The 19,271-nt window shown below is 26.6% G+C and carries 18 protein-coding genes and 1 tRNA gene; 3 read left to right on the top strand and 16 right to left on the bottom strand.

Features of this window, described 5'->3' with window-relative positions; genetic code table 4:
- Positions 1–55: 55 nt before the first annotated feature.
- The 9 genes from phoU to CK556_RS01265 form a co-directional block, all read right to left on the bottom strand.
- Positions 56–742: a phosphate signaling complex protein PhoU gene (phoU, locus tag CK556_RS01305; protein WP_027875279.1), complete on the bottom strand. Its 687-nt coding sequence runs from the start codon at positions 740–742 to the stop codon at positions 56–58.
- Positions 743–744: 2 nt separating this feature from the next.
- Positions 745–1,605 carry a phosphate ABC transporter ATP-binding protein PstB gene (pstB, locus tag CK556_RS01300; protein ID WP_027875278.1) on the bottom strand — a complete coding sequence of 287 codons (861 nt, stop codon included), beginning with the start codon at positions 1,603–1,605 and terminating at the stop codon, positions 745–747.
- Complete coding sequence (pstA, locus tag CK556_RS01295; protein WP_027875277.1) at positions 1,598–3,745, bottom strand: phosphate ABC transporter permease PstA; 2,148 nt, start codon at positions 3,743–3,745, stop codon at positions 1,598–1,600. Before pstA ends, pstB begins: the two co-directional genes overlap by 8 nt.
- A gap of 19 nt (positions 3,746–3,764) precedes the next feature.
- Entirely contained in the window at positions 3,765–4,898 is a 1,134-nt protein-coding gene (gene ptsS / locus CK556_RS01290) for a phosphate ABC transporter substrate-binding protein (RefSeq protein ID WP_027875276.1), read from the bottom strand.
- Positions 4,899–5,045: 147 nt separating this feature from the next.
- Positions 5,046–8,033, bottom strand: a complete 2,988-nt coding sequence (locus tag CK556_RS01285) for an AAA family ATPase (protein WP_027875275.1) — start codon at positions 8,031–8,033, stop codon at positions 5,046–5,048.
- A 135-nt stretch (positions 8,034–8,168) separates the two neighbouring features.
- Positions 8,169–8,876: a ribonuclease III gene (rnc, locus tag CK556_RS01280; RefSeq protein WP_027875274.1), complete on the bottom strand. Its 708-nt coding sequence runs from the start codon at positions 8,874–8,876 to the stop codon at positions 8,169–8,171.
- A gap of 1 nt (position 8,877) precedes the next feature.
- Positions 8,878–9,873: a phosphate acyltransferase PlsX gene (plsX, locus tag CK556_RS01275; RefSeq protein WP_027875273.1), complete on the bottom strand. Its 996-nt coding sequence runs from the start codon at positions 9,871–9,873 to the stop codon at positions 8,878–8,880.
- Between the two features lie 62 nt (positions 9,874–9,935).
- Positions 9,936–11,582 carry a DAK2 domain-containing protein gene (locus CK556_RS01270; RefSeq protein WP_027875272.1) on the bottom strand — a complete coding sequence of 549 codons (1,647 nt, stop codon included), beginning with the start codon at positions 11,580–11,582 and terminating at the stop codon, positions 9,936–9,938.
- A gap of 24 nt (positions 11,583–11,606) precedes the next feature.
- Complete coding sequence (locus CK556_RS01265; protein WP_027875271.1) at positions 11,607–11,918, bottom strand: Asp23/Gls24 family envelope stress response protein; 312 nt, start codon at positions 11,916–11,918, stop codon at positions 11,607–11,609.
- Positions 11,919–12,074: 156 nt separating this feature from the next.
- Here CK556_RS01265 and rpmB point away from each other — a divergent pair, with 156 nt between their 5' ends.
- Positions 12,075–12,275 carry a 50S ribosomal protein L28 gene (rpmB, locus tag CK556_RS01260; protein WP_027875270.1) on the top strand — a complete coding sequence of 67 codons (201 nt, stop codon included), beginning with the start codon at positions 12,075–12,077 and terminating at the stop codon, positions 12,273–12,275.
- 37 nt (positions 12,276–12,312) lie between these two features.
- Here rpmB and CK556_RS01255 read toward each other — a convergent pair whose 3' ends face one another.
- Positions 12,313–13,041, bottom strand: a complete 729-nt coding sequence (locus tag CK556_RS01255) for a hypothetical protein (RefSeq protein WP_027875269.1) — start codon at positions 13,039–13,041, stop codon at positions 12,313–12,315.
- Between the two features lie 52 nt (positions 13,042–13,093).
- Between CK556_RS01255 and CK556_RS01250 the strand changes: the two genes are divergently transcribed.
- Positions 13,094–13,178 (top strand) — tRNA-Leu (locus tag CK556_RS01250).
- A gap of 98 nt (positions 13,179–13,276) precedes the next feature.
- Positions 13,277–13,714: a hypothetical protein gene (locus tag CK556_RS01245; protein ID WP_027875268.1), complete on the top strand. Its 438-nt coding sequence runs from the start codon at positions 13,277–13,279 to the stop codon at positions 13,712–13,714.
- Between the two features lie 17 nt (positions 13,715–13,731).
- Here CK556_RS01245 and CK556_RS01240 read toward each other — a convergent pair whose 3' ends face one another.
- Genes CK556_RS01240 through CK556_RS01215 form a run of 6 tightly spaced genes read right to left on the bottom strand, consistent with a single transcriptional unit; the run spans position 13,732 to position 19,231 of the window.
- On the bottom strand, positions 13,732–14,358 hold the full coding sequence (locus CK556_RS01240) for a thiamine diphosphokinase (RefSeq protein ID WP_027875267.1): 627 nt from the start codon (positions 14,356–14,358) through the stop codon (positions 13,732–13,734).
- The gene (gene rpe, locus CK556_RS01235; RefSeq protein WP_027875266.1) at positions 14,351–15,022 is read right to left on the bottom strand and encodes a ribulose-phosphate 3-epimerase; all 672 of its coding nucleotides are present in this window, start codon (positions 15,020–15,022) and stop codon (positions 14,351–14,353) included. The genes CK556_RS01240 and rpe overlap by 8 nt, the downstream gene beginning before the upstream one ends.
- A complete protein-coding gene (gene rsgA, locus CK556_RS01230) occupies positions 15,022–15,918 on the bottom strand; it encodes a ribosome small subunit-dependent GTPase A (protein WP_027875265.1) in 897 nt (298 codons plus the stop codon). Before rsgA ends, rpe begins: the two co-directional genes overlap by 1 nt.
- A gap of 9 nt (positions 15,919–15,927) precedes the next feature.
- The gene (locus CK556_RS01225) at positions 15,928–17,091 is read right to left on the bottom strand and encodes a serine/threonine-protein kinase (RefSeq protein WP_036246493.1); all 1,164 of its coding nucleotides are present in this window, start codon (positions 17,089–17,091) and stop codon (positions 15,928–15,930) included.
- 2 nt (positions 17,092–17,093) lie between these two features.
- Entirely contained in the window at positions 17,094–17,858 is a 765-nt protein-coding gene (locus CK556_RS01220) for a PP2C family protein-serine/threonine phosphatase (RefSeq protein WP_027875264.1), read from the bottom strand.
- A gap of 20 nt (positions 17,859–17,878) precedes the next feature.
- The gene (locus CK556_RS01215) at positions 17,879–19,231 is read right to left on the bottom strand and encodes a hypothetical protein (RefSeq protein WP_156923120.1); all 1,353 of its coding nucleotides are present in this window, start codon (positions 19,229–19,231) and stop codon (positions 17,879–17,881) included.
- Positions 19,232–19,271 lie beyond the last annotated feature (40 nt).

Genomic DNA, 19,271 nt, shown 5'->3' with positions numbered 1-19,271 from the left:
TATTTTATCAAAATATCTTAAAATAAAAAAATCTGCATGTGCAGATTTTCGTTTATTACATCATTGTTTTTAAATTTTCATAAATTTCTGAAGTTTCTTCAAACCTTCCAGTTCTTATAAATGAAACTATTTCTTGAACTGTTAATAAGTGGTCTCCAGCTCTTTCCAAGTTTTTTGCTTGTTTCATTGCTTCAGAAATTTCAGTTACTTCTTCAGTTGTTTCAGCTTTTTTTAATGCTTTTACTAAGTAGTTATATAAATCATCAAATTCCTTATTAATTTCAGACTCTAATTCCATTACTTTAACTATTTTATTTGTATCAAAATTTATGAATAATTCTGAAAAGCTATCTAACATATCAATAACTAATTGAAATAAATTCAAGATTGAAGTTGTATACTTTTTGGTTGGTTTAAACTTAGTAAAGAAAATGCATAATTTTTTTGCATAGTCAGCAATAATTTCAATTTCTCTTGCTAGTAAGATTCCACCAACTGCTAATCTTAAGTCTTTAGCCATTAATTGTTGTTTAGCAATTTTTCATAAAGCAGTTGAAGTAAATTCATTTAATTTATCATTAATAATTTTGTCGTGTTCAACAATCATAGTTGAACCTTCAATGTCATTTTTAGTAATAACTTGAAAAGTTTCAGCGTATTGAACTTTAGTCTCTCTGATCATTTCTTCAAGCATATTAGTTAACTGTCTAATATCATTATCTAAAATTTTATTTATTGACATAATTAATCACCATACCTTCCTGAAATATAATCTTCTGTTCTTGAATCTTTTGGATTAATAAAGATTTTCTTAGTTGTATTATACTCTATTAATTCCCCTTTTAAGAAATAAGCAGTCATGTCGCTTATTCTAGTGGCTTGTTGCAATGAGTGTGTAACCATTACAATTGTATATTCTTTTTTAAGTTCAAGAACTAATTCTTCAACTTTCAATGTTGCAATTGGGTCTAAAGCCGATGTAGGTTCATCCATTAATAAAATTTTAGGGTGCATTGAAATAGCTCTAGCGATACAAAGTCTTTGCTGTTGACCACCTGAAAGCCCTAAAGCTGGTGTTTCCAATTTATCTTTGACTTCTTCTCACAGTGCAGCTTTTCTTAAAGAGTCTTCACATATTTGATCTAAAACTTTCTTGCTTTTAATACCTTGAGTTTTTGGTCCATAAACAACATTATCATATATTGATAAAGGGAATGGGTTTGCTTTTTGAAAAACCATACCAACTTCTGTTCTTAATTTAGAAACATCTGTTCCAGGTTTATAAATTTCTTCATCAAAAACCTCAATAGACCCTTCAATACTTGATCCGCTAATTAAATCATTCATTCTATTTATTGATCTTAATAGTGTTGACTTACCACATCCTGAAGGACCAATAAAAGTTGTAATAGAATTTTCTTTAATTTCCATGTTTATATCAAATAAAGCTTGTTTTTTACCTTTATAAAAGAAGTTAAAATCAGAGACTTTTATAATATCTGCTCTTTTTGAAAGAGCAGGTAGTTTAACTTGCTTTTCTTCTTTGATATTTTTATTTAAATCTAAACCTTTAATAGATTCATCTTTTTTAATAGTACTACTCATGATCTGTAACTCCTTTTTTTAATTTTCTATATTCTTTGCTACGTTTAATTCAAGCCTTGTTTTTTTCTTTTAGTTTTATAAAGTAAGTTAATTTAATTTCATTATTTCTAATTTTACTTTGTAGTTTCATTATTTTAAATTTGAAGGATGGTTTCAACTTTTTAAACCTTGCTTTATTTCTAGTTTTAAATTCTTTACGCTTGATTTTTGATTTAGCTTTTAAGTCTTTTGATTTTTGAACAAGTAATGATGATAATCTTCCTGATGTAAAGTTTAACCCAACAATAAGAATAATAGTAATTAACGCCATTAAATAAATTGTTCCTTGACCATGACCTGGAATTCCTTCTGCAACCATCATGTAAATACCAGTTGTTAAAGTTGTTCCTTGAGATAAGAATCCTTGAGTTGGCATTTGAATATCTGTTCCTAAAGTTAAATAAATAGGAGCAGATTCACCAATAATTTTAGCCATAGCTAAGATAATACCTGTAATAATACCTTCCATTGCGTTAGGCAAAATAATTTTAAATAAAGTTTGAATTTTTGTTAGACCTAAAGCTGCGCCTGCTTCACGATATTGATGTGGGACTTGTTGTAAAGCATCCTCAAAGTTAGATATTAACATTGGTAATACAACTATTGTCATTGTTAAAGCTGCTGCTAAAATACTAAAAGGCAATCCTAATAAAACAATAAATATTGATAAACCAAATATACCAAATACAATTGATGGTGTTGAAGCTAAAAGGTTAATACCAAATCTAAATGATTTAGTTAAAATTGAATTTTGTCTTGCATACTCATTTAAATAAACTGCTGCTGCTAACGCAAATGGTATTGCAAATACAAGTGTACATAAAACAAGCAGCAATGTTGTAAGTAAAGCAGCAAATATACCTCCACCAGTTCTATTTTCTGTGTCCATATGTATAAATGCAATTGGATCTGAAAGGCCTATTAATCCTCTAATTAAAACATCACCCAAAATTCAGAAAGTAAATGAAATTATTATAGCTGTTGATATTCACATAAAAAGTAGCATTGTAGCAGAATACATTTTTTTAAAGAATTTGTTTTCTGTACGATTATGTACCATCATTCCTAGCACTTTTTTATCATAAACATATTTTGGGTCTTTAGATTTTTTAATTGCGTTTTGATTTAACTTTTCTTCTCTTTTAATTCTTCTTGAATACTTCATGTTATCAACATTTGACATAAATAAAATTACAATGTTAATAATAAACACTAATAAGAATAAAATTAATCCAATTGCGTAAAGTGCTGATTCGTGGGTTGATCCACTGTTTTCAGTCATCTCTAAACCAATAGTTGCAGCAAGAGTTCTAATTGATGAAAATAAGAAACCAGCTATTCCGCTGTCAGTTATGAAACCACCAGTTGAGTTACCAGCTATCATCATAATTGCCATAGTTTCCCCTATAACTCTAGCCATACCTAAAATTATTGCAGAAATTATTTTCGCTGATGCCGACTTTCTAATAATTTTAAAAGTTGTTTGTTCTTTTGAAATCCCTAAACCTAAACTTCCAAGTCTGTAACCTTCAGGAACTGATTGAACAGCATTGTAACTTAAACTTATCATTGTTGGAGCTGCCATAAATGTCATAGTCATAGCTGCAACCATTAAATTATCATTATTTGGAGCTCCCATTAATTGAAATAGTGCACCAATTTGGTCTCTTGCAAATAAACCAAATACAACAGAGGGAACACTTGCTAAAAGTTTTATAACTGTTAAAACTTTTTTTTGCATACTTACTGAAAGATATTCAGAAATAAATAATGTTGAGAAAATTGTTAGTGGAATTGCAAACAACATTGATATTGTTAAAAGAACAAGTGTCATTAAAATAATTAAACCTATACCATATTGACCTTGTCCATTTTTGCCAGGTTTTCAACTTGTACCTGTAATAAAACTTCAAAACCCTGTTTCTTTAAAAACATTTGTTGATTTTAAAATAACAAAGATTACTAAAACTAGCAGAATTGCAATAACAGCAAAAGTTAAACTGTAAACTATAGATTTAAATAATTTAGCATTTAAATTTTGTTTTGGTTTAAACTGTTTAGCTTTAAATGAATTTTCTTCACTACTTTTTCTAAGAAACATAAATTCTCCATTCTATTTATTAATTTCTAATATCGTTTACAATCTTTTGAGATAATCCTACAGATGAATAAAAACTTTCGACTTCTTTACTTGTAGCCATTCAAAATAAGAAATCGATAATTTGTGATAAATGTTCATTATTACTATCATATTTATAAATTGCTATGAATGGTCTTGTTAGAGGATAATCCTTTAATTGCTCTGAATTATCATTTGAAGGATCTCATTCATTATTATCCTTCTTAATTTTAACTGACTTAACAGTTGATGATTCAGCTGAACCATATAACATTGAAACAAAACCTATTGAACCAGGCGATTTTTCAATTTGACTATAGATTGTACCATTTGCTCCATATTCTTTAACTGCATTTCCAGGATGCACATCTGTTAAGCTTGTAAATGATGTTCTAGTTCCAGAACCACTTGTTGAAGAATAAGGTGTTACTTTAATTTTATTTGAAACTTTTAGAGCCTCTTGTTTATTTGTTTCTTTATGAGCATCATCTGAAAACTTATCAGCTATGCTTAATGCTAATTGTTGTCAAGTTATCAATTTATTTTGTGAGTCATGCTCATAAACTTCTTTTAATAATTGTGTGCTTGTTCCATTAGGATCAAACTTTCCATTTTCAAGAACTTCAAAATGAAAATCTATTTTTGTATTTTCTAAAAATTCAGAAAAACCTGTTCCTTTGTCATTATAAACAAATACAATAGAATCTCTAGCGAATTCAATTGATCTATAAGTATCTTCAATATCTTCTTGTTCTTTTAATTTTTCAGAATATCAATTTGGATTTTTTAAATCTTCACTTGAAAGTTGTTCAAAAACTCCACCTTCTTCAACTTTGCTTTCATTAATAATCTTTTTATCTTTTCAGTCATCTGAAAGAATTTCTTTTGAAATAAATCCTATTTCATATACACCTTCTTGCACGTTTGTTACACCAGCACCAGAACCTGTTGCAGAATAAACAAACTTTTTACCATCAGCTGTTGTATATTTATCAGTAAGTTTTTTTAATAAAGGTTGAACACTGGCACTACCACCAATACTTATAGAATTGTTTGGGGCAACAAAGGTTCAAGATCATAAACCTATAATTGCTCCAACAACTATAACCATTACTAAAAAGAATTTCTTGTTCATGTGTTTCTCCTATTTAGAAATAATTAATAATATTATATCAATTTTAGTCACTTTTTTGCTTTTTAAGTTTATTTAATCGTTTTATTTAATCTAAGATTAAATACATTAAAAAAGCAAAAAATCACTAAATTTATGTGATTTTTTATTTTATTCTTTATTTTTATTAATTAGTTTTTTAATTTTATCTATATCTAAAGCTAATTGAACTATTTTTGTAATTCCCTTAGTTTCCATTGTCACACCATATAGAATATCACAGTTTTCCATTGTTCCTTCACGATGAGTAACAATAATAAATTGAGTATTTTCAACAAAATCTCTAACATAACGCGCAAATCTTGTAACGTTTGCTGGGTCTAATGGAGCTTCAGCCTCATCTAAAATAACCAATGGTAGAGGTCTTACTTTTAAGATTGAGAATAATACTGATAATGCAACCAATGATTTTTCTCCCCCACTCAATAAATTTAGGTTGGTAATTTTTTTACCAGGTGGATTAACTTCAATATCAATTCCTGTTTCTAAAATATCTTCAGGATTTGTGTAAATTAAACGAGCTGTTCCACCATTAAATAATTTTTGGAATGCTTCTGGCAATGCTGCATTAACATCATCAACAATGCGTTTAAATTGTGTTTTCATTTCAATATCGATATTTAAAATTATTTCATTTAATTTATCAGTTGATTCTTGAACTTCATTTAAGTTAAGAACATAGTAATCATATTCTTTCTTAGTTTCTTCATACTCTTGGATAGCGTCCATTGAAACTTCTCCAATTGATTTTAATTCAATTGTCAATTCTTGAATTCTTGCTCTTGTTTCTTGTGGATTTTCAATTTCATCAAATTCCATTTCACGAATTGCATCTAAAGATAAGTTATATCCTTCATTTAATCTTTTTAAAATTTGAATATTTGTTGCTTCTAAAACATTTAAATCTGATTTAACATTAGCTAATTCATCTTTTCAATTACTTAAGACTTCACGTTTTTCTTTATTTTCTTTATTTAGTTCATGTTGACGATCAGTTGTTTTAGTTTTTGATTCTGATAATCCATTTAGTTTAATAGAAATTTCATTTCTTTCAGTTTCTAGTTTAGCAATTTCTCTTGCTATTCTAATTGACTCAGATTCATCAAATGAAGAAGTTGTTTGATTATTTATTAAATCTTTACCAGTAATAATTTTGTAATTATCTGATAATTCAACTAATGATGAATTTAAAATATTAATTGAATTTTTTCCAATTCTTATATTTGAAGCTATTTGATTAATGTCATCTATTAACTTTTCTCTTACTTCTTTTAAATCATTAAAAGTTTTTTGTTTTTCAACAAATATTTTGTCTAAAGTAATAATTTTTGTTTTAATTGCTTCTGGGTCAAAAGCTTCATCAACTTTTCTAGCAGCAAATATATTTGAAGCCTTGTTCACAGAACCACCACTCATAGCTCCTCTAGGAAGAACTCTTTGTCCATCTAATGAAACAATACCATAACGGAAGTTAATACTTTTCCCTAAACGAGTAGCATCATCAAAGTTTCTCGCAACAATTGTTGTTCCATAAATGTAATCTAAAACAACTTGACAATTTTCTTGAATTTCAACTAATTCATTTGCAAAACCAACAAATCCAGGTGCTTTTTTAATTAAGTCTCTTTGAGGACCAGTAATTGATGAAGGATTTAAAGTATCAATTGGTAATGCATTAACCCTACCTAATCTTTGATTTTTTAAAAACTCAATCCCTTTTTTAGCATCTTCACTAGTTTTAAATACAACTGACTGCAAATGATTACCTGTAATTAATGAGATTGCTATTTGGTATTCTTCTTTAACATCAATTAATGAACCAACAGTTCCAACAACTCCAGATAATCTTTTTGAATTATCAATAATCGCTTTTGCACCAGACATTGGATTTAAGTTGTTTGTATTTTGTTTATGTTCAAGTTCTTCTAAACGATATTGAAGCTTATTTTTTTCTGATTCAATTTCTTGTGATTGCATATGGAAGGTTCTGAATTGATCATTAATTTCATCATATCTTCTTTTTGAATCTAACTCTTGTTTTTCAAGATTTAAAATTAAATCTTTTTCACTATTTAATGAAATTGATTTTTCATCAAATTCTTTTTTAAGTGCTCTAGCTTTAATATCATCAACATTTTGATCAACATTTTCAGAATTTTCTCTAGCTTCAACTTGTTGTTTTTGAGATTTTAAACTTGCAATTCTTTCAACAATTTTTTGAAAATTTAAATTCAGCTGATTCATTTCTTTATCAGCATCACCTGTTTTAGATAACATAACATCTAATTCATCTTGAGATAAATTAATTTCATTAGCTAATTTTTGAACTTCAATATCTAATTGGCGTCTTTTATCTCTTAGACTTGCCAATTCAGTTTCAAAAGTTAACGCATCACTTGCTAAAATTGTTAATTCAATTTTTTGTAATTCTTCAATTTTATCTTTGTATTTAGCTGCTTTTTCAGCTTTTTCTTTTTCTTTTGGTAATCTTTTTTCTAAAGTTAACTTGATATCACTAATTCTTGTTAGGTTTTCAGTAGTTTTTGCTAATTGCTTTAGAGCTTCTAATTTTCTCTTTTTATATTTAGCTAATCCTGCTGCTTCATCAAAAATTTCTCTTCTTGCATCTGGTTTAGCTTCTGCAAAAGTTGAAATAGTTCCTTGAGAAATAATTGCAATACTTGATTTTGTTAAACCTGTCTCTAAAGCAACATCCTGAATATCCCTTAATTTACATTTTTCTCCGTTAATGAAAAAATCACTATCACGAGTTTTTTTATTAAATCTTCTTGTAATTTCAACAATGTCAGTTTTAATTGTAGAAAAAATGTCTCTTTGGTTATCAAAAACTAAAGTTACTTCTGCAAAATCAGCCGCTGGTTTATCTGCACTACCTGAGAAAACAATATCATCCATGTTAGAACCACGTAATGATTTTGTTGATTGTTCTCCTAATGCTCACCTAATTGAATCAGTAATATTTGATTTCCCTGAACCATTTGGTCCAACAACACCAATCATTTCTTTTGTAAAATTTAAAGTTGTAGGTTCTGCAAATGATTTAAATCCAACTGCTCTGATTTGTCTTAAAAATAGCATAATTTAATAACTCCTTTGTAAAATATAATAACTAATAAAATTATATCAAATAATATAAAAATTTGCTTGAATTTAGTTCCATTTATACTATGTATAAAAGAGGGTAATTTCAATATAAAAAGTAAGCACAAAGACTTACTTTTCATATGAATTATTTGGTTTTTTTAACTTGTTCAAACAATCTTTTGCAGCATTCTGAGAGGCTTCTTGTTTTGAAAATCCTTTACCAATTCCATATTTTTGACCATCTAAATTTACACTAACTGTATACACTATTTTATTGTCTTTTTCAATATGAATTTGTTTCTCAACTTTGTATTCTAAATCACTTCTAATTTCTGCTTGAATTATTTCTTGTAATTCAGATTTATAGTCATGATTTAATTCTTTATAATCATTTTTTTCTAAATATTTAAATATAGTGGCTTTAATTCATTTTATTAAAATTTCTTCTGTTTGATCTAAATAAATTGCAGCTGTAACAGCTTCATAGACATCAGATAAAATAGATGGTTTTTCATAACCCTTAGACTTAATTTCACCTTGACCTAATCTTATTATTTTACCAAGATCAATCATTCTAGCAATTTCACTCAAAGTTTCTTGTCTAACAATATCAGATCTAGTTTTTGTAAGTTTACCTTCAGGAGCATTAACAAAGTTTAAATATAAAAATTTAGAAACATACATTTGTAAAACAGCATCTCCTAAAAATTCTAGTCTTTGATATGTTTCTTTAGTCTTAGTTTCATTTGCATATGAATTATGTGTTAAAGCAGTACTAAAAATTTTTGAATCATTAATTTTTATACCAAACTTTTCGAAGAATTCATGCATTGTCATCTTATTTTATTTCCTTTTTAATTTTATTTAATACATCATTTTCAATAGCTTCACATGTCATTCTTAATGTTGCTTTAAATGATTTAACATCACTTGATCCGTGTGCTTTAAATGCGATTCCATCAACTCCCAGAAGAATAGCACCAGAGTGATTTTTATAATCAAATTTTTTTGAAACATTATCAAATGATTTTTTTAAAGTTAAAGCCTTTAATTTTGTAAAAATTGTTTTATATAATTGGGCTTTAATTTCAGTCATTAAAATTTTTGAAGCACCTTCAAATGCTTTTAAACACATGTTCCCTGTATAACCATCAGTGACTATGATGTCAACTTTACCAGCTAAAATGTCTCTTGCTTCTAAATTACCATAAAAATTAATATTTTTATCAGCTTCTAACTCTTTATAAATTTCTTTTTGAAGCAATGTTCCTTTTGACTTTTCTTCTCCAATATTTAGTTGAGCAACACTTGGGTTTTCAACTTTTAAAACATTTTTTGAATATATATTCGCCATTTTTGCATAACCAATTATATCTTCTATATCAGCTTCTAAATTAGCTCCTACGTCTAATAATAAAGTTAATTTGTTATCAACTGCTGTTGGCAATGTTGGCATAAAACCTGGTCTTGTAATTCCATTTAATTCCCCTAAAATAAAATGAGAACCTGCAATAAAAGCTGCCGAATTACCACCAGTAATCATTGCGTCAACTTTTTTGTCTTTTAACATTTCTAAAGCTCTAACCATTGAAGAATCTTTTTTTCTTCTAATGTCCATAATTGACCCATTCATATCAATAAATTCAGAAGTTTCAAAAATTTCAAATCTATTTTCATCAATAGGAAATTTTCTTAATGATTCTTCAATTTCTTTTTTGTCTCCAACAAGAACTAAATATAATTCTTTTCTTGATTTTAAAAACTCACTTGCTGATTGAACAGCAACTTCACTACCATTGTCTGCTCCCATTACATCAAAAGCTATTTTATACATACTAGTACCTACCTTTTTCTTTATTTTATAAAATTAAAACACCTTAAGGGTGTTTTAATAAATTATTCGATTGCAATTATGAAGCTGTAGACTTTTTGTCCACCTTCAATAATTTCATATTCAACATCAAAGTTTTCGTCTAAGAATTTTCTTAATTGGCTAACGCTTTTAGCTGAAGCGTCTTGTCCTATGAAAATAGTTATAATTTCTGTTTTGTTTGTAATGAATCTTGCTAATTGCTTTTCAAATAAAACACCTATATCATTAGCTGTTCCAACAATTTTTCCGTCAACAATAGCCATTTGTTGATCTTTTTTGATTTTAATACCATCAACTAAAGAATCTTTAGCTGCTTGTGATACTTGGAAAGAAACAACATTTTTAATAGCTGAAGTTATAGCTTTTGTGTTTTTAACTGTTGTTGAAGAAGGATCGAATGATAATGCAGCTGTCATTCCTTGTTGAATTGTTTTTGTAGGAATAACTACAATTTTTGATTTTGTTTCTTCTTTTTCTGCTTGTTTAGCTGCTAATAATACGTTTCCATTATTTGGCATTAAATAAACTGTTTTAGCATCAACTTCTTCAATAGCTTTTAAGAAATCATTTGTAGATGGATTCATTTTTGAGCCTCCATCAATTGCAATATCAATACCAAGTTCTTTTTCAAAATATTTTTTCAATTCTGGTGATGATACAACAGCAATTGTTGCGTATTCATTGTTAAGTTTTCTTTCAAGTTTGATTGTTGTAGTTTCTTGTCAACCTGCATTTTCGCTGTTTTTAACTTGTCTATCAGCTTGTAAATTCATATTATCAACTTTAACAGTTCTAAAATCTCCATATTGTTGCAAGAACATTAAAACTTGTCCAGGACTTAAAGCATGTGTATGAACTTTTAAAATATCTTCATCAATAACAACAACAATTGATGTATTTCCATAAATTTGAAGTTGGTCTCTAATTGCACTTGTTTGCAATTTGTTAATTCATTCAGGATTTAGCATAACAATTCCTTCAGTACAATAACCAAACTCTGATTCAATTTCCATTTCGATGTTTCCACCTTCATTGATCTCAAGCTTATCTGTTTTTGCAATAATTTCATTATTTTGGATAACTGAGTTAACTCCTTCTAAGAATTTAACTAAACCATAAGCTCCTGAGTCCACAACACCCACGTCTTTTAATGCTTGCAATAAATTTGGTGTATTTTCAAGTGCTTCATTAGCAATAAAAATAACCTTTGTTCAAAATTCTTTTGAATCCATGTCATCAGGTAGAAGAGCTGTTTGTTCAGCAACTTCTCTAATAACAGTTAAAATTGTTCCTTCAACAGGTTTCATAACTGCTCTATAAGCAATAATTTTTGATTCTGAGAAACCTTTTTTTCATTCAGATGAACTTAATTCAGTAGCATCGTTCATCCCTTTTGCTAAACCTTTAATAATTTGAGAAAAAATAACACCAGAGTTACCTCTAGCTCCCATAATTAAACCTCTAGCAAAAGCATTTAGAAATTCACCTATTGTGTTATAATTTATGTCTTTAACATCGTTATATCCATTTGTAGCTGTTAAATTCATGTTAGTTCCTGTATCACCATCTGGAACAGGGAAAACGTTTAATTTATCAATATGTGGGTAGTTGTTATATAAGTTATTGACAGCACTTGTCATTGCGTCTTTAATTAAATTTAATTTTTCCATCTTTTCCTTCACCTATGCTTACTTTTAAGCTAAATCATCAACCACAACATCAACCATATATTTCATGGTAAATTTTGAGATTTTTTCTAATTCATATTTTACTCTAATTTGTATCTCTTTAATAACATCTTTAATGTTAACACCAGATAAGATTATAACATGTATTCTAAAACGAGTTATATTGTCTGTGTTTGTAAACTCAATAGCATTATTAATATCACTAGTTGCTAGTTCTTCTAAAGAATCAGCATTAAAGTTAGAAAATGAAACAACTCCTGGCACAGTTACTATTGCATCTTTAATTACTTTAATGACAGATTTATCAATTGTGTTCACAAAATCACCTTACTTTCACTTATATTATTTTAACAATATTATATAAAAGTTGTGTAAAAAAGCAAAACTTTCTTTATATATATTGCTTTACTTTGATATTTTTAGTATTATTTTTTTAGTGTTATTAATCTTAACTATAGACAGAGGTGAAATGAGATGGCAAGAAAAGATATGTTAACTGGTAAAGGTGCGTTATCTGGAAATTCAAGATCACACGCTTTAAATGCAACAAAAAGAAAATGAAATTTAAACTTACAAAAAGTTAAAGTTATGGACGAAAACGGTAATGTATTTACTATCAAAGTTTCAGCTAGAACTTTAAGAACTTTAAAAAAACAAAACGTTGTTGTAGCTTAATAAAATAAATACATGCAATCGCATGTATTTTTTTATATTAAAAATTTTTCCTATTTTCTTTAAAAGTTGTTATAACTTGATTTAGATCTGCTGAATTTATAATTTCAGCAATTTGATTCCTGTTTAAATTAAACTTTCCAAACTCATTTAATAATTTTGTTTGTTTTAAATAAGTTTGAAGGTATTCATACCTTTGAATTGCTTCACTTGTCAAAGTAATAAGTTTAAATGTATTTTTTTCTTCTTTATACTTAACAATTATTTTTTTATAAACATATTTTGAATAACTTTTGTAAACTTCTCTTTGCTTTTCTTCTTCTATCTTAACTAAATCTTTTTTAGTATGCTTTTTATTTTCAAGATTGTACTTTGAAAGTTTTTTTACTATTTTTTCTTGTTCAATTTGTTTTTCTCATTCAGGCATTAAATTTGTTTTCTCATTTTCTTCTTCATTTGTTTCAATGATATCTAATACTTCCATTTCAGAAGTTATTTTAAAGCTAAGTAATAAAGAAAAAATATTTAAAGAGCACATAAAAATTAAAAGATTTGTTATTCCTATTTTTTTCTTTTTATAAGATATCAAATAGAAAATTACGATTGATAAAAATGCTAAAACGGGCAGTGCTAATAATACTAATACAATCGATTGTTTTAAGCTTGTTGAAATAACTATTGAAGAAATTGTTATAAGTGCACTAAAAATTAAAGTTATAGTGATATTTAATATATTCAAAATTAAAATTTTATTAGTTTGTTTTTTCATAATACCTCTTCTATTACATATTTTACCAAAAAAAGTATTATAATTGTTATATGCCTCCTTGGCGGAATTGGCAGACGCATCAGACTCAAAATCTGACGAGGAAACTCGTATCGGTTCGACCCCGATAGGAGGCACCATTTAAAGTTTATTAGGACCTTTAAGGTCCTTTTATTTTTATTAATTGTTTTTAATAGTTTGTTTTAATATAATATTAAAAGTAGATAGGTGAACAATTATGCCATGAAAAATAGTTAAAACTGAAAAAGAAGTTGTTGTTACGCAAGATGAATTAGGTTCATTTAAATTAAAAGATGAAGCAATAACAGAAGCAAAAAATTTAGCTAGAGAGTTTAAATTAATTGCAAGAATATATGATTCTAAAGATAATACGCATTCTTCAGAAGAAATGACTATTGACTATACAAGCTTTTTTAATTCAAAAGAAATACATGAAAGATCTTTAAGCGAGCTTAAGCTAGCCAAAGCTGAGGTTAATGTCGCTAAGCTAGAATTAGAACAAAGAAAAAAAGAATTAAAAAGCAATAAAGTTGAATTTGAAAAACCTGCTTTTAAAATGAAAGTTAAAAATGCAAAAACAAGATTTAAGAAAGCAAAATTAAATTTGAAAGCAGCTGAAAAAAGAGTTAAATTACAAGAAAAGAAAGAAAACTAATTTTCTTTCTTTTCTTTTTATCTAGTTGCAATTAAAACTAATTGTTCTGATGTCTCTATTATTGGGTTTTTGTTTAAAACTAATGCGTTTGAAATACATGTATTTTCTAAAGGCAAAAGTTTTAAATTTTTGCATTCATATTTAAGCCCTTTTAATGATAAAGTTGCTTCTACCTTAGAAAATAAACTTATATATGTATAAACTTTAAAATCTGAAAATTCTAATTCTGTAATTCCTGAATTAATTTTAAATATGACACTTGAGTCATTAATAAATTTAAGATTTTCGTATTTAAAAATCATATTTATAATTGATAAATTCATATCATATCTTTTTGTTGCATTTGCAATAAAAATAATATTTGCTAAATCAGAGATTTTCTTTGCTTCAAGTATAGCAATTTCACCATCCAAATAATCCTTTTCTGAAGACATTTTTGAAAATTTAATTGCTTTACTTTTAATTAATTCTAATTCCTTATCTAAAACTTGATCGAAATCTGAAATTGCCAAATCTATTTTAATATTCTTTTCAATTAAATCTAAACAGCCTCTTTCAACACCAATTATGTAATTATTTTCATTATTAAAAATTGATAAGTCAATATTAGATTTTGAAGTTACTATAATTATATTTTTAAGCATTTTTAAGTGACTCTACTTTCTCTTTGAAATTATCACTTTCAAATAAATAGCTTCCTGCAACCATCATTTCGACACCAGCATCAATCGCTTGCTTACTTGTTTGGTCATTAATTCCACCATCAATTTCAATAATGTATTTAAATTTATTATCTTTTTTATTTTTTGCTAAGTATTTCACTTTTTCCAAAACCTCTGAAATAAATGTTTGTCCACCAAAACCAGGTTCCACACTCATAACTAAAACATTATCAAGTTTATCAAGTCAATTATCTAAAATTTGAATTTCGGTTTTAGGAGAAACAGCAACGCTAAACATTATATTATTTTTTATACATAGATTATAAAACTTTTGAATTTCTTCATTGCTCATTGTTTCAATATGCATTGTCATCATTTTAGGTTTGCACTTAATGTATTCCTCAAAAAAGTCTTCAAATACAGGTGTTTTAACTTTTACCATAAAGTGAATATCAATGTTGAAATTTGATGAGCTAACAATGTCTTTTAAAATCTTTGATCCAAAAGTCAAATTAGGAACAAAATCATGATCCATTACATCATAATGTATTCATTTAATATTTGACTCATTACATCGCTTTAATTCGGTCTTTAAATCAGCAAAATTAGCTGATAAAACACTTGGTGCTATAATTATGTCTTTCATTAGTATTTTTCCTTCCTGCTGCTTATTTCATCATAAACCTTTTTATAATCTTCATAGATGAAATCAGGTATTTTGTTTTGAGCAACTGCTTCTTTAATTCCACATTTACTTTCGTGAATATGATTACAATCAGCAAACTTACAGTTTTCACTAAATTTAGATAATATTGATGAACTTCTAAGTATATCTTCAATTTTTAAATGAACAAGTTCAAAACTTGAAAAACCTGGCGTATCTGCTATAAGAATATTTTTTGGTAAATTATAAATTTTCACATTAGTTGTTGTATGTTTTCCTCTATTTAGTTTCAATGATATTTCATTTGTTCTAATTTGATGATCTTTTAAATAGTTATTTAAAGTCGTTGATTTACCAGCTCCTGTTTGGCCAGTAAAATAAGAGACTTTATCTTCCAATTTATTTCTTAAGTCACTAATTTCAGTTTTATAAGTAACATTTTTAATGTTATCTAAAATAACTACATCAAACCCAAATTCTTTATAAAATGTGATCTTTTTCATTATTTCATCGTAAACTTTTGTTTTATTTAATAATTCCACTTTTGTAAATAATAAGATAGGTTTTATTTTTTTAGCTTCAATCATAAAAATGTATTTATTTAAAATGTAAGAAGCAAATAATGGTTCATATAATGAAGTTACTATTATAACCTGATCTACGTTAGAAATTTTAGGTCTGTATATTTCATTAGTTCTTTCTTCAATACTAATAATATTTCCCTTTAAATTGTCAATTAATTCAAATTCTACATTGTCACCAACTAATGGTTTCGTATCCTTTTTAATATTACCTTTGATAAAAACTTCATAAATTTGCCCTTCTTCAGTGAGAACATAACTTACATTACTATCTATTTGTACAATCTTACCTCTCATGAAACACTCCTATCATAATAAAACAAATAACAATAAAATAGCAATTACGAAAATCCCAATTATTACAGGAACAACTATTTTATTTATAAATTTCTTATTAAATTTTTCAAACTTTTTATTATCATTTTCTAATTTTTTAATGCTTTCAGTTTTATAAGGTTCATTCTTTGTTTTTTTAATGTTAACTTTTTCTCCTCGACCAACTTTTTTTAAATCTTCCGCAACTTCATTTGCAGTTCTGTATCTATTAGCTAAATTTCTTTCAAGGCACTTCATTATTATTAATTCAAGATCCTTGTTTATTGTGGGGTTTAATAACGAAGGAGCAAGAAATTCAGCGACAAGTGTTTGATCTAATAAAAAAGCTTCTCTTTTTTTTCTGTCAGCGTCTTCTGTTGGTCTAAATAACTTTGGATTATTTATTTTAATAATTTCACTACCTGTTGTTGCTTCATAAAGCATTACACCCAATGAATAAATATCAGATTGAAATGAATTTTTATCGTCACTGGCTGATCCAGATTTTATATATTCTTCCGGTGAAGCATATCTTGGTGTTCCTGGTGAAGAAGGTTTTTTTGTTTTTTGAATATTACCACCATCATAAACTAAGCCTTTAACATGTGAAATACCAAAGTCAGTTATTTTTATTTGTCTTTCCTTAGTTAGCAAAATATTTCCTGGTTTAATATCCCGATGAACCATGTTCATGTCATGAACACCTTGCAAACCATATGCAATTTCGCTGAAATAATAAATAATTTCTTCAAAAGTTAACATTCCGTCTTTTTCTCAAAGCATCTTTTGTAAAGACTGCCCATCAACATACTCCATAACAATTAATAAATAATTCTCTCACTGTAAATAATCTTGAATTTTAACAACTCTTGGGTTGAATATTTGAGTTGAGTATTTTTTAATTTCATCACGCATTTCTTGCTCACGTAATTTATCATTTTCACTTTTTACATTGGGAACAATCATCATTTTAATAGCAAAAAAATTCTCTTTTGCTGAGAGAGGGTTACTTAAATCTTTTGCTTTATAAACAAGACCAAATGTCCCTCTACCAATTTCATTAATTAATAAATAGTTATTATTAATTCTTTGATTAGCAAAAGCATCTTTCGGAACATCAGTTATTCTTGAGTATTTTTTATTGATTTCTGACATGCTTATTCCCCCATCATTTCAACAATTATCAATGATAAATTGTCTGTTGAAAAATTATTCATAGAAAATTCTATTATTTCTTTTGCTTTTGATTTTAATCTTTTTTTAGAATTCAATATTTCAGTAAATGTTTCAGAGTCTATGTAGTCATGAACACCATCAGTTGTTAAAACAAAAGTACCTTTATTGTCTTTTAAAAGATATGTATCAATTTTTGTATTTTTATTAGGTCCCAAAGCACTTGTTAAAACTTTTCAATATGTCATTTCATTAAATCTATGACCTAATATATTTTTCATTTCTTCTTTTTTACTTTCGCCATTTTCTTTGTCATTTCATAAGTTTTGATCAACAGTTATTTGACTAAGTTGTCCATTTTTCATTCTATATGTTCTTGAATCACCAACGTTTACAACAAAAGCTCTTTTTCCTATAAATAAAACGGCTGTTAAAGTTGTTCCCATATCATGTGTTTCATAAAAAACTTCAACATGGTCTTTCATTTGTTGGACTATATCCTTAATTGATTTTCTTATCCAGTTATTAATTTCATTATCTGTTTTATTTAAAAATGTTTCTCTTTCAAACATTTTAAGAAAAGCTTCAACTGCTAACTTTGAAGCTAACTCTCCATGAGCATGTCCACCCATTCCATCACAAACTATAGCAAAAAGACAACCTTCGTTGTTTTCAATATACCCTAAGTAATCTTGATTTGATTTTCTTACTCTACCTATATCAGTTAGTGACTGAATTTTATATCTCATTTCGCTCTCCTGTTTTCTTTTTATATTTTATCATTTTTTCAAAAGCACTTTTTTAGTTTTTTAAATAATTCGGGTAATAAAATTGATGAAAATAGAAGCATACTACAACAAAAAAGAATAATTGATTTTAAATATGATTTTTTTTCGCTTTTTAATTTTGTTACTTCTTCTCCTTCATCAACTTCAGGTTCAACTGGATCAGGTTTTTCCTTGTTAACCTCTTCTTTTTCTTCTTCAGTCCAATTATTTGTTGTTTTTATAATTTTGACTATTATTTCACCAAATACTTGTGAATTATAATTATTATTTACACTAATCTTTCAATATAATTCATTATCCATTTGATTCAACTTAAGAATTGAATTAAACATAAAAGAATATACCCCAAATTCATTAATTAACAATTCTTTTGATACTACTAAACTTTCATTTAAATAAATATTACTTTTTAAGCCTATGTCTTCAATATTAAAACTTTGTGTAAAACAAACATTAATATAAGGGATATATAATTTTTTCAAAAAAGTATCTTTCTCAATCACATCAGATTTAGCAAATTTAAGTTTTAAACCATAAGTGAGTTCACTATTTATTGATGAAAGATTATTAATATTTTGATTATTAATTTTTAAATCATTAAAAAAGTAGTAAAAGCTGTTTTTTGAAATATTGATGTTTTCTAATAAATTATCAACTTCCTTTTTCAATTTATTATTTAAATCTTCTACTAAAATAGTTTTATTTGTTGGATTATATTCTATATAAAGTTTTTGTCTTTCTAAAATTTCAAAATTAATTTTAGGGATTAAAGTTATTCTTAATTTCGTAAATTCAAAACTTCTAAATTTAAAATATTTTTTATCTTTTAGTTTTGTATTCTTAGATTGTGTATTTGAAATTAAAACTGCTAATTGATAATCTTGGTCCTTTTCTAGTTCTGTAGTAATTGATGTAGCAAAATTGACGGTTTCATTAGAATTAAGTTCATTAAACAAATGTTCTCTTAAAAAATCTTTTTGAGTATTTAATTCTACAAAATTGAAGCTTACATTATTTTTTTCATTTATCTTATTATTATTTTTATCAATAAAAGTTTGAGACATTTCAAAATCAAAGCAAAAGCTAAAATTATTTAATGAATATTTATTAAATAATTTTAAATTTAGTTTAAACGCATAATCAAAATTACTACTTAATAAATGGCCCTGTTTAATAACATTTTGTTCATTTTGAATTTCTAGTGCATAATCTTCAAAAGGATTCTCATAATTTGCCTTTTCATTTTGAATATCTGTTACTAAATCTTTTTTTACATTTGTTCTAATATTTAAACTAGTAAAACAACTAATAATTATAAATATTATTTTGAGCATAATATCACCTCACATAATTATTAATAAAAAAACTTGGATT

Origin of the sequence: Mesoplasma chauliocola, from assembly GCF_002290085.1 — a bacterium.
In the GTDB taxonomy this organism is placed as follows: domain Bacteria; phylum Bacillota_I; class Bacilli_A; order Mycoplasmatales; family Mycoplasmataceae; genus Mesoplasma; species Mesoplasma chauliocola.
Note: the sequence above shows the minus strand (reverse complement) of the source record. Positions and strands in the feature narration are given on the sequence as shown.